A 12848-nucleotide genomic window follows, 5' to 3' on the forward strand; every position below is an offset into this window, starting at 1 on the left:
ACAAAAACAATCACCGGCACTTCTGCGCTGAGAATCCTCTTGATAATGTCCCTCATCGCCAGATCCAGTCCCCCCGGTGTGTCGATCTGAATCACGATTGCATTAGCCTTCCTGGTCTCTGCATCTTCGATCGAGGAAGATATGAAGTCTGCAATTGCGGGATTAATCGAGGCGGAAAACTTAATTACGACTATTTCACTCGTAAATGGCTCTTTTGCAACCACCAGACCAACGACCAGGGCAGAAATGAGAAGCGTCAATACGAGGCCGGAGAAAACCCGCCTCTTACGGTTAATGGTTTGCAAATCATGCTCCTCCTTTGTGGAAAACAATCCCGCTTATCAGGTGCTTACAAAAAACGAAAAATCTATCCTCTTTTTCCATTTGGCCGCAAAAAACAAGGCGCTTTCAACCGATGAACGATGATTAAATGATACCATTTTTACGTTTAACGTGAGTAAATTTAAGAACGATCCCGGGCAGGAGAAACTGCTGTTTATATCCGGGGATTTAAAAATTCCCTTATCCCCTCAAGGTCAAGAAAGACCTCCTTTTCCTTCTGGGGGTTTCTCAGAATATATGCCGGGTGGTACGTGGGGATGAGCGGGATGTTCCCGTACACGAGCGGTGTGCCTCGAACCCTCGTGATCCGCTCGTTTTTACCGAGAAGATAGTTCAGCGCGGGGCCTCCGAGGGTGACTATGAGCTTCGGGGCTATTATTTCGATCTGCCGCTCAAGGAAAGGGAGACAGGTGGCGGCCTCATCGGGTCTGGGTGTCCTGTTTCCCGGCGGCCTGCACTTCACGATGTTGGCTATGTACACCTCTTCTCTTTCCAGCCCGAGCTTTTTAATCCACACATTCAACCGCTTCCCTGCAGCGCCGACAAATGGCTCTCCACGCCTATCTTCTTCGACTCCCGGACCCTCCCCGACAAAGATTACCGGGGCGTTCGGGTTTCCCGTCCCAAAAACGATATTCCTTCTTCCCTCACAAAGCCTGCATCTCCTGCAGTCTCCGATGAAATCTATCAGCTTCACCAGCTCTTTATCCTTGTGGAGCACATCAAAAGCTACGCTCCCGCAGGCAACATCGACAGAGTCTGCTGCTGAAGGAACCGCCACATGATCGATCCCGATAAGGTCCAGGTACCTGGCAATGATGTTCAACCTCGCCTTGTCGGTCATCTTCCTGAAAGCCTCCCGGCGATCATCTCGAGAATCTGGAGGGCAACCTTATCCTTTTCATTCTTCGGGACAGCCTGTTCCGTCCCATCCCTGAAGATAACAGTTACCTCGTTATAATCGGATGAGAAGCCGATATCCGCCCTCGAAACGTCATTGGTCACGATGGCATCGATGTTTTTTTCCTCCATTTTCCTGAGGGCGTTTTCACGAACATCCTCGGTTTCGGCAGCAAAGCCGACGAGAAAAGGTCTCGGGCTCTTTACACCAACCGATGCCAGAATATCTATATTCCGCTCGAGGTGAACGGTCCCCCCGAACGTATCTTTCTTGATCTTCTCCTTCGCCTTCTGGGAAGGCCTGAAATCCGCCACCGCAGCGGCCTTTATCAACAGGTCGGTGGACTCCAGGTTCTCCATTACAGCGCCGTGCATCTCCTCCCCCGTTTTTACCCGCAAGGTCTTAATGAAATAGGGGTCTTCTAGGGAAACGGGTCCGGATACGAGCACCACTTCGGCACCGAGCCTCCTTGCAATCTTCGCCAGGGCAAAGCCCATCTTACCCGAGGACCTGTTTGTAATGTCCCTCACGGGATCGATAGGCTCGGCAGTGGGCCCCGCCGTGACAAGAACCTTTTTTCCCTGCAATATCTTTGAAGACAGCGCGGCTCTGGCGGCTTCCACAATCTGCTCTACCGGGGCAAGCCTTCCCCAGCCCACGTCACCGCAGGCAAGCTCACCCCATCCGGGATCTATTACCATCACCCCCCGATCGCGAAGTTTCCCTATGTTTTCCCTGACCACGGCGGCGGCATACATCTTTTCGTTCATTGCAGGAGCCACAACGATGGGAGCCTCGGTTGCAAGGTACAGGGTCGAGAGCATGTCGTCGGCTATTCCGGCGGCAAATTTGCCTATTATATTCGCCGTTGCGGGGGCGACGAGAACCAGGTCTGCCCCCTGGGCGAGCGAAATGTGGCCGATGCGGGATTCTGAGATCAGATCGAAAAGGTCGGTAATTACCGGATTCTGAGAAAGTGTTTGCAAAGTGAGGGGGGTGATGAATTCCATCGCCGCCTTGGTCATGATCACATGCACCGTTGCCCCATCCTGCACGAGGATCCTCACGATATCACAGGCACGGTACGCGGAGATTCCACCGGTTATCCCCACAACGATCGACTTTCCTTTCAACGATTCCACCCCCTGCCTCATATGAAAAATGGGTTGTGCCTCTTCTCAAAACCCACTGTTGTCTTTGGCCCGTGACCCGGATAGACAATCGTCTCATCGCTCAAAGTGAACACTTTTTGTATGACTGAATTCATGAGCATCTCGTAGGAGCCGCCCGGCAGGTCGGTCCTTCCGATCGAACCGGCAAAGAGAAGGTCCCCCGAAAAGAGAACATCACCGGTGTAAAAACATACGCTCCCCGGGGTATGGCCGGGTGTATGGAAAACTTTAATCTGAAACCCCGCCAGCTCGAGTTCATCGCCTTCATCGAAATAGAAGTCAGGGGCTGTCTGATCCTGCGCAGGATACCCGAGGACGATTCCCTGTCTGCTGGAATTGATAAACATCTCTTCGTCGAGCCTGTGAATGCCCACTTTACAACCAACCCGGGTCCTGATTTCCCGGCAGCCTATCACATGATCCAGGTGGCCGTGTGTCAGGAGAACGCACTCCACCTCCAGGCCGTGAAAGTTTGCCGTTCTCAATATTTTTTCCGGATCATCGCCCGGATCGATGACCAGGCACTTCCCCTCATCCCTCCTGCCGAAAATGTAGGTGTTTTCAAAAAAGGGGCTCACCTCCAGACGCTCGATGACAACCTTCGGGTCTTGGCTGAGCTTCAAATCACGTCTCCTTCCACTGTTCTATGATGCGCGAGTATTCCGATAGCAGGGTGCTGACCTTTTTTTCGCTTTCGGACTCGGCATATATCCTGAAGTAGGCCTCGTCCTGGCTCGGGATGATCAGGACCCAATCACCATCGTCTTTGTAAACTTTAACGCCGTCTATAAGCTCCGCATCTTTTCCCTCTGAGAGCTCAACGAGCTTCCTCATCACCCAACCTTTCTTTTCCCACGACACCGGGACATTTCTGCCCCTCAAGTGGGTAGCAGGCAGCTCTTTCTCAACTTCTGAGAGGGTCACCTTCTCCTTCGCGAGAAATTCGAGGAGCTTCGCCATGCTGAACATGCCGTCAAAGGCGGGATGGAAGGAGGGAAAAATAAGGCCGCCCTCGTTGTCAGCAACGAGAGCATACTTTTCCTGCCTCGCCAGCTCCATCAGGGAGCGGGGCATTGCTCCCCCCCTCTTGACATCAACTTTGAACCTGTTTGCCACGATCTCGACATTCCTCGAAGCGGTGACCGGTACTGCGATAGACGTTCCCGGATTCTGCGAAGCACTGAGGTATGCGTAGACCAGGAGCGCTGTCATATCATCGACAATTTCACCTTTTTCGTCACAGATAAATATCTTTTCCCCCCCCGCATCGAGAAGGAACCCCAGGTCAGCATCGAGGGATCGGACTATTCTCCCGAGATTTTGGAGCGCCCTGTCGAACTCACCCTTTGACCTCGTGAGCTTTTCGCTGTCGAGTATGGCGTTTAAAACAACCGTTTCAACACCCATCTTGCCAAGGATACGGGGAAAGATGAGAGAGGAAGCGCCGTAGGAATAGTCAATGACGATCGTAAAGTTTCCTCCCTGAATCGCATCCTGGTCAATTGAGCGCAGAAACCCGCTGATGTAAAAATCTATCGATCCGCCGGGAAATGATATTTCGCCTGTATTTTCCATATCGGCCCGGGGAAAATCCTCCCTGAAGAAGAGCCGCTCGATGTTCCTCTCCACAGCCGTCTTCTGATCGAGGCCATTCTCGTCAAAGAACTTTATGTCCACAAATGCCGGATTGTAAGGGGAACGCCTGGTGTGTATGCCGCCGAACTCCTCTTTGTTGCTCCTGGTTATGTAACGCACGACGGGAAGGGGTGTTACGCCATAGTCGTTGATATTGCACCCCACGGAAAGCGCGCCCGTCATGATCGCTCTATTTATCATCCGGGAAACTTTGTGAGAGTCCCTGCTCGTTGAGATCGTCACTTCCCTTCCAAATGACGCCGCAAACGAGGCGCCAACTTTTGCCGCAAACTCGGGGGAAATTTCAAAATTGGCAAGTCCGTAGATGCCAAAGGCGCCGAATATGGACCTTCCCCATTTTTCGCCCCATATGAGGCTGGAAGAAACTACGGAGCCGTCCTCCACCGTTTTGCCCGGATAAATTTTAACCTTTTCTCTCACCAGCGCATTTCTCCCTATGGTGCAGCCCCTGGAGATAACAGCCCTGTCACTGATAGTAGCCCCCGAGCCGATAACGGCCTCGTTGCCGATGGTTGCACTGGTTATTTTTACCCCTCTTCCCAAGGCGACATCATCCCATACAACGGATGAGTTGACGACCGAGTCATCCTCCACCCTGCAGGCATCACCCAATACGGAATCGATAACGGAAACGTTCTGTCCTATCCTCACATTTCTTCCGATAACCGAATTCTCGATATTGGCGGTAAAGTCTATCCTCGTCCCCTTTCCGACGAACACCCCTTTCTTAATCTCTTTCCCGGGAAAATCAATGACGACCTGTTTTGTAAATATGTCCTTGTGTACATTCATGTACTCATCGAGGTTTCCCACGTCCTTCCAGTAGCCCCCGGAAACATGACCGAAGAGCGGCAGGCTGGATGACAGGATATTCGGAAACAGCTGTTTGCTGAAATCAAATTCCTCTCTCACCGGAATATGGTCGAGCACTTTTCTGTTGAGAATGTATATCCCCGTGTTTATCGTGTCGCTGAACACTTCCCCCCACGATGGCTTCTCGAGAAATTTCACCACCCCCCCGTTTTCATTGATGATGACGATACCGTATTCGAGGGGGTTTTCAACCCTTGTCAGAACTATCGTGGCAAGAGATTTTTTTTCCCGGTGAAATGCAACGGCGCTTGAAATATCTATGTCGGTAATGATATCGGCACTGATGACGACAAAGTTCTCATCGTCATCGAGCAGATGAGCGGCCTGTTTGACTGCACCGGCGGTTCCGTAGTCAGCTTCGGGGGTCACGTACTCGATGCCGACCCCGAAACTCGATCCATCCTGGAAATAACCGGTAATTTTTTCAGGCTGAAAAAACAGCAGCACAATAAGGTCGGTAATGCCGCTCTTTTTCAGCAGACTAATAACATGCTCCATCATGGGCAGGTTCGCCACGGGGACCATCGGTTTGGGAACGTTCTCCGTGAGAGGGCGCAACCGGGTTCCGAAACCTCCTGCCATGACAACAGCCTTCATGTTCGCGACTCTCCTTGGTATGGCTTTTGTGATAGTATTATGTTTCTTATACCATATTTTTGAAACCGCAGAGGAGCATCAAGTTCATGAAAGAAAACACTTCGCAGAGGAATCCCTTTCCTGCCGCAGATGTGATCATAGAGATGGATCGCGGAATTATCCTCGTAAAGAGAAAAAATCCTCCCCATGGATGGGCAATCCCGGGTGGGTTCATCGAAACAGGCGAAACGGCGGAGGAGGCAGCGCTCAGGGAAGCAGCAGAGGAAACCGGTCTTGACGTGAGTCTCACCGACCTTCTGGGTGTTTATTCAATGCCGGGTCGAGACCCCCGGTTTCATACACTTTCAGTCGTTTACGTTGGAAAAGGGTCGGGAATTATCAAAGCCGGAGATGATGCACAGGAAGCGGGGATATATACGGAGGAAAACCTTCCCCTCCCCCTGGCTTTTGATCACGAAGGAATTATCAGGGACTATTTTCGGTTCAAAAAGACAGGCTACAAACCGGAACCGCGCGCCTCCCGGAAAGCATGAGAGGCAATAGCATCTATCCACAGGGGCTGTACAATGCCCCTGAAGGTTAAAGCGGCCCTCAGGAAAGCCTTCGGCAGGCCTCCTCTATCCTGTCCAGGCCACGTTCGATGTTTTCCATGGACGTAGCGTAGGAAAGCCGGGCACAATTATCGTTTCCGAATCCAATGCCGGGAATAACGGCCACTTTGACCGACTCAAGCAGGTAAGAACCAAAGTCGGTAGAATTTTCAATAACCCTACCGTTCGCGCTTTTTCCGTATATTCCCGAAAAGTTGGGAAAAACGTAGAAAGCTCCCTTCGGCAAAATACAGGAAACTCCCTGGATCGAGTTCAAGCGATCAACGATGTACCTCCTCCTCCTGTCAAACTCAGCGAGCATCATGTGGACAACTTCCTGCGGACCCGTTAATGCCGTGGTGGACGCATCCAAACAGAAAGATGTGGGATTTGAGGTCGACTGGGACTGGATCGCCGTCATTGCCTTCACAAGTTCGATCGGTCCTGCCGTATACCCTATTCGCCAGCCGGTCATGGAGTATGTTTTCGACAGGCCGTTTACCACGATCGTCTTGTTGAATATCTCATCGCCGAGGGAACCGATACTGGTAAACACAAACCCGTCGTACACGATCTTCTCGTAGATCTCATCTGATATGACGTATATGTCTTTTTCGACGATAACCTCGGCAAGAGCCCTGAGCTCGGCTTCCGTGTAGGCAGTGCCCGTCGGATTCGAAGGGCTGTTCAGCACGAAGGCCTTTGTGCGTTCATTGATGGCGCTTCTCAGTTGACCGGGGGTAATCTTGAATTCGGATGAATCATCGGTGTCTACGATCACGGGAGTCGCTCCCGCCAGATAGGCTATGGGTGGATAGGATACCCAGTAGGGGGCGGGAATGACGACCTCATCTCCGTCTTCAAAGAGGGCCTGAGCGATATTGTATATGGAATGCTTCGCTCCGCAGGAGACTATTATATTTTCCCTCCCATACTCGAGCCCGTTATCGGCCCTCAGTTTTTCAGCAATGGCATCACGGAGATCATCGGTCCCGGGGACGGGAGCATACTTCGTCATGCCTCTATCGAGAGCGTCTTTCGCGGCGTCTTTTATGTGAGCAGGCGTATCAAAATCGGGCTCTCCTGCGCCAAAACCGATCACATCCACACCTTCGGCTCTCATCGCTTTTGCTTTTGCCGTTATAGCCAGAGTCGGGGATGGCTTCACCATCGCAAGTCTTTTCGCCAGCTTCATACATTTGACTCCTTTCTCCAGAGTATCGGTCTATGATAGGCGGTTATCATTTTATCCGGTAAATTTTTTTGAGCTCAGTTTCAACACACTCGTGGACCAGGTCCTTGACATCCCCTCCCAGGCTAACGATCTCTTTGATGATGTTCGAGCTCACGTAAAAATATTTCTCTCCGGTCATCATGAATACCGTGTCCAGATCGGGATAGAGCTTCTTGTTCATGTGGGCCATCTGAAACTCATACTCGAAGTCCGAGACCGCACGGAGTCCCCGGACGATAACGGTGGCGCCGACAGAACGGGCATAATCGACGAGAAGACCAGAAAAAGAGGATACCTCGACATTTTCCAGGTGCTTCACCATCTCCTTGAGCAGGGATACCCGCTTCTTTATCGTTATAAGGGTTTTTTTGCTCGGATTCGTTGCAACCGCCACGATGACCTTACCGAATATTTTAGAGCTTCTCTCTATGAGATCAAAATGACCGTTGGTCGGGGGATCGAATGTCCCCGGGTATATGCCGATATTGTCCATTTCTATCCCTCTTTTCTGATGCACGTCATGATCGACGTATCGCCGTAGTTTTTTTGCCTCTCCCGGTGAAAACCCCGGGGAACTCTGACATCTTCTCCCCTCTTGAACTCATACAGAATCAACCCGTGATCTGCAACTATGGGAAACAACGCAAACGTATCCAGCAGTTTTGCTCCAATCCCGCTCTTGTATGGTGGATCAATGAAGATTATATCGAACTCGATTCCCATTTTAGATGCCCTATTAAGATAATGGAAAGCATCTGATATGACAACCTCGAAAAATGCGCTTTCAACACCCAGCACGGAGAGGTTATCGTGCAGTACCGATGCTATCCTCCGTGATTTTTCCACAAACACGCAATGAGCCGCGCCCCGGGAAACCGCCTCTATCCCGAGTGAGCCGGTCCCGGCAAAGAGATCCAAAACCCTTGCCCCGGGAACCCTCTTTTCTATCATGGAAAAAATGGCCTCCCTCACCCGGTCTGAGGTCGGTCTCACCTGGGTTCCCCCGGGAACCTTGATTTTCCTTCCCCTAAAGTTCCCGCCGATTATCCTTATCATCTGGCTCTTTTCTGGCCGATAGATTCAGGGACTTCAAAATTTCTGTAAAGCGTTCCCTGTGGGAGCCCGGCCAATACACACGTCCGCACCCATTACACGTTAAAAAGTCCTCTTGCGTGGAAAGCACATACTCGGGAACGCCCCGCGAAGCTGCAGCGTCCCTCCCGATCTTCTCAAGGGTTCTGTTACACAGCGAGCAACGGGAAAAGAACTTTTCCTCTTCGTATTCGAGTTTTTCGGAGAGAAAAAATGATTTCACCTGCTCCTCGATCCTGTCCGGAAGAATGACGACCGCTGATTGGGGCAATTTGACTCTCCGTCTCGTTACTATCTTCCGTGTCGTCAACCGGGCTCTCTCGACAAACGCCTGAAAGTCCCCCTCTCCGAACGATTCTACATCGACACCGAGGAGCCTGAGCCACCTTGCCAGCCTCCCGAGTGTTGCATCGGCTATATACTTTTCTGTCATTGCTCTGCTATCAGGGAGGGGAGTATCTCTCCAGATTTTCCGACAAAGAAATGATCGACCAGGGCAGCATTCGGAGTCTTTTCTATGTTGACTTCGATTACCGTCGCTCTGTTCCTCAAGGCAATCTGGGCAAAGGAGGCAGCCGGCTGAACATAACCCGATGTTCCCGCAACGATGAGGAGGTCGCACGAGGACAGAGCATCCATGGATTTTTCGAGTGACTCCCGCGGAATGGTTTCACCAAACCAGACAACGTTTGGCCGCAGGAAACTGCCGCAATCATCGCAGACCGGGGGAAGATTTTCAAAGTCGTGATCCATCGTGAAAACATGATCACAGGTGATACATTTCACATCCCAGATATTTCCATGAATTTCTACAACTTTGCTCGACCCTGCCCTTTTGTGAAGTCCGTCTACATTCTGCGTGATGAGGAGAAAGTGCTCCTTATCATTTTCCATCTGGAAGATCGCGCGATGAGACGGATTCGGCTCGCACTTTCTTATCAGCTGGCGCCTCCACTGATACCACTCCCAGACCAGGAGAGGATCTCTCTTGAAAGCCTCGAACGTCGCCAGTTCCATGGGATTATAGTTTCTCCAGAGACCATCTTCTCCCCGGAATGTAGGAACCCCCGACTCCGAAGACACTCCCGCTCCGGTCAGCACGCATACTCTGTTTTTCTGGCGGTAGACCTTTCTTGCCTGCATCAATTCAAGCGCGTCCAAATAACCATTCTCCCCGTTGATTTTTCCCCCAACTGGCGGTTTTATTATTATATACTTTTATTCGCATCGGGAAAATTATCTCCGGGACTCAGCCCGTGGAAAGATAACAAAAAACAGGAAAGAGCAAAATGGACGAGTTGCAGCGGACGGGACCCCTTTCGCCTTTCCCTCGGCAAGTCTCCCCTGATGAGAGATGTTTATCTTCGATTGCATGTCCGGACACGGAAGTCGAAACAATCGGGGAAAAAGAGAACAGCTCGAAAACCCGAACAGGAGCGCTACAGGGTGTCAGAAAAGCTTAAAGTAGGTGAAATTCCTTACCTCAATCTCTTTCCTCTCTTTACGGCCCTCAGACGCTACTTCGACAACAGAAATATCGAGTTTATCAACGGGCATCCCAGCGACCTTAATGAAATGCTACGGCAGGACCTGCTCGACCTGAGTCCGAGTTCCTCAATCGAATATGCGAGAAACTACCGGCAGTATTATCTCGTACCTGATATTTCTGTCTCTTCGAGGAAAAGAGTGAAAAGCGTAATCCTGTTTTCCCCCTTCAAAATAGAGGAGAATAGCGATTTTTCTGTATCGGTAACACCAGCCTCAGAGACGTCGGTAACCCTCCTCAAGATAATTTTCCAGGAGTTCTTCGGGACCCGTGCGGAGATAATTACCGCAGATACCACGTTTAACGAAGCGACCAAGAAAAAAACGCCCTACCTTTTGATTGGAGACGATGCCATACGGGAATCCATCAATAAAACTCCAATGAAAAACCCCTACCAGTACGATCTTGGGGCGATATGGAGGGAAAACACCGGCCTTCCTTTTGTGTTTGCCCTCTGGATAGTAAACGGCAAATCTTACCAGATGAGAAAAAGCATGGTAAAAAATTTTTCCAGAAAACTCCTCGATGCCAAGAAAATCTCGGCCAACCTCATCCGCAACAGGAACGAAAAAATGCTCACAAAGAACGATTTGCCGTGGGGCTTTTTAAACGATTACTGGACGAACCTATCCTACGACCTCGACCTGGAGATGAAAGGGCTTCATAAATTTTTTGAGTTTTCCTTGAAGATTGGCGAAATTGATGAACTGCCGGAGATACGTTTTATCGATCTTGTTTGATGCGGCAAAAAGAAACCCGAAACAATGTTATGATGGTAAGCAGGAGGCGACGATGATTACGAAGGACATGAAAATCGAGGAGATCATACGGACATATCCCCAGACCCTGAAAATCTTCGATCGATACGGCATCGATTGCGCCACGTGCCACCTGAAGGAATATGAAAACCTCGAAGACGGTGCAAAAGTCCACAACATAGATCTACAGGCCATTGTCGAAGATTTGAACAAAGAAATAGCCTGAGGCAAGAGCAGACAGTCCGCCTGAGTCGTTCTCAATCTGCAATGTAGGAAGCGCTTGCAGATTCCGATTCCCAAACGGTTACCCTTTTCAAAGACACATCATCGGGTATCATTTTTTTCAGCTCTGCAAAAATAAACGCGGCAAGATTTTCAGAAGACGGATTTACCCTGTTAAACGGCTCCACTTCATTCAGGTTTTTATGGTCCAAGCCGCCCAGGACATCCTTGAGAAATCTCTTCAGGTCACGAAAATCGATACACAGGCCCCGTTCATCGACCTTCGAAGAGGAAACAACGACTTCCACCTTCCAGTTATGACCGTGAATCCTCTCGCAATTGCCCTCATACCCTCTCAAGCTGTGGGCAGAGGAAAATAAGTCAACAACTTTTAATTCAAAGTGGCCCTCCAAGACTCACTCCTCGGGGATGACAATTTCTATCCTTTTTTTGATCCTATTCAGGTAATCTGAAAGCTCTTTGTTCACGAGCATCGTTTTTAATTCCTCTCTGATTCTGTCCTTTACATCATCATTATAACCCTCTTCGTCCCCGCCATGTTTGGCGAGGTAATACTGGTACACATCCTTTTCTGCAATCCTTATGAAAACCTCGATCCTGGTCTTGATGAACTTCTCTACCACACTTTCATTGTATGCCATGTCTGCAATGTACCTTTCGTCTAAAGTGACGGACTTACACCATCTGCTTTGCGTATCGATCATCATCTTTAATTTTTCATTTTGTTCGTTCACGCCATCTGCCCTGTCCTCTGCAATCCCCATCTTCGTTGCCTCCTGGACGAGCACGATTTCGTCGATCATTTTCACAAGCAGGTCCCGTTCCCGAAAACTTTCCGCCGGTTTTTCACTTCTCAGGGCAACATAGCAGGCGTATTTCTCTAGGTCCGACTCGAGGATCACCATTTCCCCGACAAATGCGAGGCTTCTATCTACCAGTACGTAGCGGCAATGTGCGTAATCAAAATGGAAAGAGAGAATGATGCAGATTGTGATGAGGCAGAAAATTTTTCTTTTCATTTGCAAACTTCGAGTGAGATATCTACCGAGGGGGCAGAATGAGTCAGAGCCCCTGATGATATGATATCCACTCCCGTCTCGGCGTATGCCCTCACGTTTTCGAGAGTAATATTCCCTGACACCTCGAGGATTACCTTCCCCTTGGCCAGGGATACCGCCTTCGTAACCTCTTCGCGGGACATATTGTCGAGCAATACGGCATCGACACCGCTTTTTAGGGCCTCCCGGAGTTCATCGAGATTTTCCACCTCTACCTGGATTTTCAACAGGTGGTGCGTTTTCTCCTTCACTCTCGAAACTGCCTCATTTATCGACCCGAAAACCTTTATTGCGTTGTCCTTGATTAAAACCCCGTCGGATAAGGAAAAGCGGTGATTTACGCCTCCACCGCACCTTACCGCATACTTTTCGAGATACCTGAGCAGGGGGGTCGTTTTTCTGGTATCGCAGATCTTGACACCCGTTCCCTCTATTTTTTCAACAAACTTTCTGGTGATCGTTGCAATTCCCGATAGGCGCTGGGTAAAGTTCAGCGCTACTCGCTCACCCCTCAAGATCCCGCCGGAAAATCCTTTCACGACGCCAAGCCTGCTTCCGGAAGCTACCACATCACCATCTTCGTAATAAAACTCCAGGGTGATGTCACCATCCAAGGTGTGAAATACCTGCATCACGATGTCCTTGCCGCAGAACACCAGATCCCCTTTTGCGAGCATGGCGCACTCGACCCTGCTCTTCTCGAGGGACGAAGCGACGGGGTCATGAAAGACGAGATCCTCGTTCAGGGCCGCTTCGACAATTTTTCTCAGGTTAAACGGATACACG

At 50.2% G+C, this 12848-nt stretch carries 16 protein-coding genes; 4 read left to right on the forward strand and 12 right to left on the reverse strand.

The genetic code is table 11. The annotated features are described in order from the left end of the window. Window positions 1-141: 141 nt before the first annotated feature. Window positions 142-426, forward strand: coding sequence for a hypothetical protein (locus tag GTN70_02880; protein ID NIO15937.1), 285 nt, complete (start codon window positions 142-144; stop codon window positions 424-426). 70 nt (window positions 427-496) lie between these two features. Here the strand turns inward: GTN70_02880 and GTN70_02885 are convergent, their stop codons facing one another. From GTN70_02885 to GTN70_02900, 4 genes are read right to left on the reverse strand one after another with little or no spacing between them, the layout of a single operon-like run. Beyond that, window positions 497-1186 carry a uracil-DNA glycosylase gene (locus GTN70_02885; protein NIO15938.1) on the reverse strand — a complete coding sequence of 230 codons (690 nt, stop codon included), beginning with the start codon at window positions 1184-1186 and terminating at the stop codon, window positions 497-499. Continuing rightward, window positions 1183-2397: a bifunctional phosphopantothenoylcysteine decarboxylase/phosphopantothenate--cysteine ligase CoaBC gene (gene coaBC / locus GTN70_02890; protein ID NIO15939.1), complete on the reverse strand. Its 1215-nt coding sequence runs from the start codon at window positions 2395-2397 to the stop codon at window positions 1183-1185. The genes GTN70_02885 and coaBC overlap by 4 nt, the downstream gene beginning before the upstream one ends. Next, on the reverse strand, window positions 2394-3038 hold the full coding sequence (locus GTN70_02895) for an MBL fold metallo-hydrolase (protein NIO15940.1): 645 nt from the start codon (window positions 3036-3038) through the stop codon (window positions 2394-2396). The genes coaBC and GTN70_02895 overlap by 4 nt, the downstream gene beginning before the upstream one ends. 1 nt (window position 3039) lies before the next feature. Then, window positions 3040-5541, reverse strand: a complete 2502-nt coding sequence (locus GTN70_02900; GenBank protein ID NIO15941.1) for an NTP transferase domain-containing protein — start codon at window positions 5539-5541, stop codon at window positions 3040-3042. Window positions 5542-5627: 86 nt separating this feature from the next. Between GTN70_02900 and GTN70_02905 the strand changes: the two genes are divergently transcribed. Further along, window positions 5628-6074 (forward strand): NUDIX domain-containing protein, encoded by a 447-nt coding sequence (locus GTN70_02905; GenBank protein ID NIO15942.1) that lies wholly within the window; start codon window positions 5628-5630, stop codon window positions 6072-6074. Window positions 6075-6132: 58 nt separating this feature from the next. Here GTN70_02905 and GTN70_02910 read toward each other — a convergent pair whose 3' ends face one another. The 5 genes from GTN70_02910 to GTN70_02930 are packed head-to-tail and all read right to left on the reverse strand — an operon-like array spanning window position 6133 to window position 9600. Further along, window positions 6133-7326, reverse strand: coding sequence for an aminotransferase class I/II-fold pyridoxal phosphate-dependent enzyme (locus GTN70_02910; protein ID NIO15943.1), 1194 nt, complete (start codon window positions 7324-7326; stop codon window positions 6133-6135). A gap of 46 nt (window positions 7327-7372) precedes the next feature. Continuing rightward, window positions 7373-7858, reverse strand: a complete 486-nt coding sequence (coaD, locus tag GTN70_02915; GenBank protein NIO15944.1) for a pantetheine-phosphate adenylyltransferase — start codon at window positions 7856-7858, stop codon at window positions 7373-7375. 2 nt (window positions 7859-7860) lie between these two features. Then, window positions 7861-8421, reverse strand: coding sequence for a 16S rRNA (guanine(966)-N(2))-methyltransferase RsmD (gene rsmD / locus GTN70_02920; protein NIO15945.1), 561 nt, complete (start codon window positions 8419-8421; stop codon window positions 7861-7863). Continuing rightward, a complete protein-coding gene (locus tag GTN70_02925; protein NIO15946.1) occupies window positions 8393-8890 on the reverse strand; it encodes a hypothetical protein in 498 nt (165 codons plus the stop codon). The genes rsmD and GTN70_02925 overlap by 29 nt, the downstream gene beginning before the upstream one ends. Beyond that, window positions 8887-9600 carry an NAD-dependent protein deacylase gene (locus GTN70_02930; protein NIO15947.1) on the reverse strand — a complete coding sequence of 238 codons (714 nt, stop codon included), beginning with the start codon at window positions 9598-9600 and terminating at the stop codon, window positions 8887-8889. The genes GTN70_02925 and GTN70_02930 overlap by 4 nt, the downstream gene beginning before the upstream one ends. 303 nt (window positions 9601-9903) lie before the next feature. Between GTN70_02930 and GTN70_02935 the strand changes: the two genes are divergently transcribed. After that, window positions 9904-10743 (forward strand): hypothetical protein, encoded by an 840-nt coding sequence (locus tag GTN70_02935; protein NIO15948.1) that lies wholly within the window; start codon window positions 9904-9906, stop codon window positions 10741-10743. Between the two features lie 52 nt (window positions 10744-10795). Continuing rightward, window positions 10796-10987, forward strand: coding sequence for a DUF1858 domain-containing protein (locus tag GTN70_02940; protein ID NIO15949.1), 192 nt, complete (start codon window positions 10796-10798; stop codon window positions 10985-10987). A 31-nt stretch (window positions 10988-11018) separates the two neighbouring features. On the opposite strand, the gene queD is transcribed toward GTN70_02940, so the two are convergent. The 3 genes from queD to nadC are packed head-to-tail and all read right to left on the reverse strand — an operon-like array spanning window position 11019 to window position 12847. After that, window positions 11019-11396 (reverse strand): 6-carboxytetrahydropterin synthase QueD, encoded by a 378-nt coding sequence (gene queD / locus GTN70_02945; protein ID NIO15950.1) that lies wholly within the window; start codon window positions 11394-11396, stop codon window positions 11019-11021. A gap of 3 nt (window positions 11397-11399) precedes the next feature. Continuing rightward, on the reverse strand, window positions 11400-12023 hold the full coding sequence (locus GTN70_02950; protein NIO15951.1) for a hypothetical protein: 624 nt from the start codon (window positions 12021-12023) through the stop codon (window positions 11400-11402). Then, window positions 12020-12847, reverse strand: coding sequence for a carboxylating nicotinate-nucleotide diphosphorylase (gene nadC / locus GTN70_02955; GenBank protein NIO15952.1), 828 nt, complete (start codon window positions 12845-12847; stop codon window positions 12020-12022). Before nadC ends, GTN70_02950 begins: the two co-directional genes overlap by 4 nt. Between the last annotated feature and the right edge of the window lies 1 nt (window position 12848).

It is taken from the genome of Deltaproteobacteria bacterium (assembly GCA_011773515.1).
Lineage (GTDB): Bacteria > Desulfobacterota > Deferrimicrobia > J040 > J040 > WVXK01.

Bases quoted from the DNA above. Each gene is read 5' to 3' on its own strand.
- GTN70_02950 (NIO15951.1), bottom strand. From the start codon at position 12,023: ATGAAAAGAAAAATTTTCTGCCTCATCACAATCTGCATCATTCTCTCT.
- GTN70_02880 (NIO15937.1), top strand. From the start codon at position 142: ATGAAGTCTGCAATTGCGGGATTAATCGAGGCGGAAAACTTAATTACG.
- GTN70_02910 (NIO15943.1), bottom strand. From the start codon at position 7,326: ATGAAGCTGGCGAAAAGACTTGCGATGGTGAAGCCATCCCCGACTCTG.
- GTN70_02900 (NIO15941.1), bottom strand. From the start codon at position 5,541: ATGAAGGCTGTTGTCATGGCAGGAGGTTTCGGAACCCGGTTGCGCCCT.
- GTN70_02940 (NIO15949.1), top strand. From the start codon at position 10,796: ATGATTACGAAGGACATGAAAATCGAGGAGATCATACGGACATATCCC.
- GTN70_02885 (NIO15938.1), bottom strand. From the start codon at position 1,186: ATGACCGACAAGGCGAGGTTGAACATCATTGCCAGGTACCTGGACCTT.
- GTN70_02930 (NIO15947.1), bottom strand. From the start codon at position 9,600: ATGCAGGCAAGAAAGGTCTACCGCCAGAAAAACAGAGTATGCGTGCTG.
- rsmD (NIO15945.1), bottom strand. From the start codon at position 8,421: ATGATAAGGATAATCGGCGGGAACTTTAGGGGAAGGAAAATCAAGGTT.
- GTN70_02905 (NIO15942.1), top strand. From the start codon at position 5,628: ATGAAAGAAAACACTTCGCAGAGGAATCCCTTTCCTGCCGCAGATGTG.
- GTN70_02925 (NIO15946.1), bottom strand. From the start codon at position 8,890: ATGACAGAAAAGTATATAGCCGATGCAACACTCGGGAGGCTGGCAAGG.
- coaD (NIO15944.1), bottom strand. From the start codon at position 7,858: ATGGACAATATCGGCATATACCCGGGGACATTCGATCCCCCGACCAAC.
- coaBC (NIO15939.1), bottom strand. From the start codon at position 2,397: ATGAGGCAGGGGGTGGAATCGTTGAAAGGAAAGTCGATCGTTGTGGGG.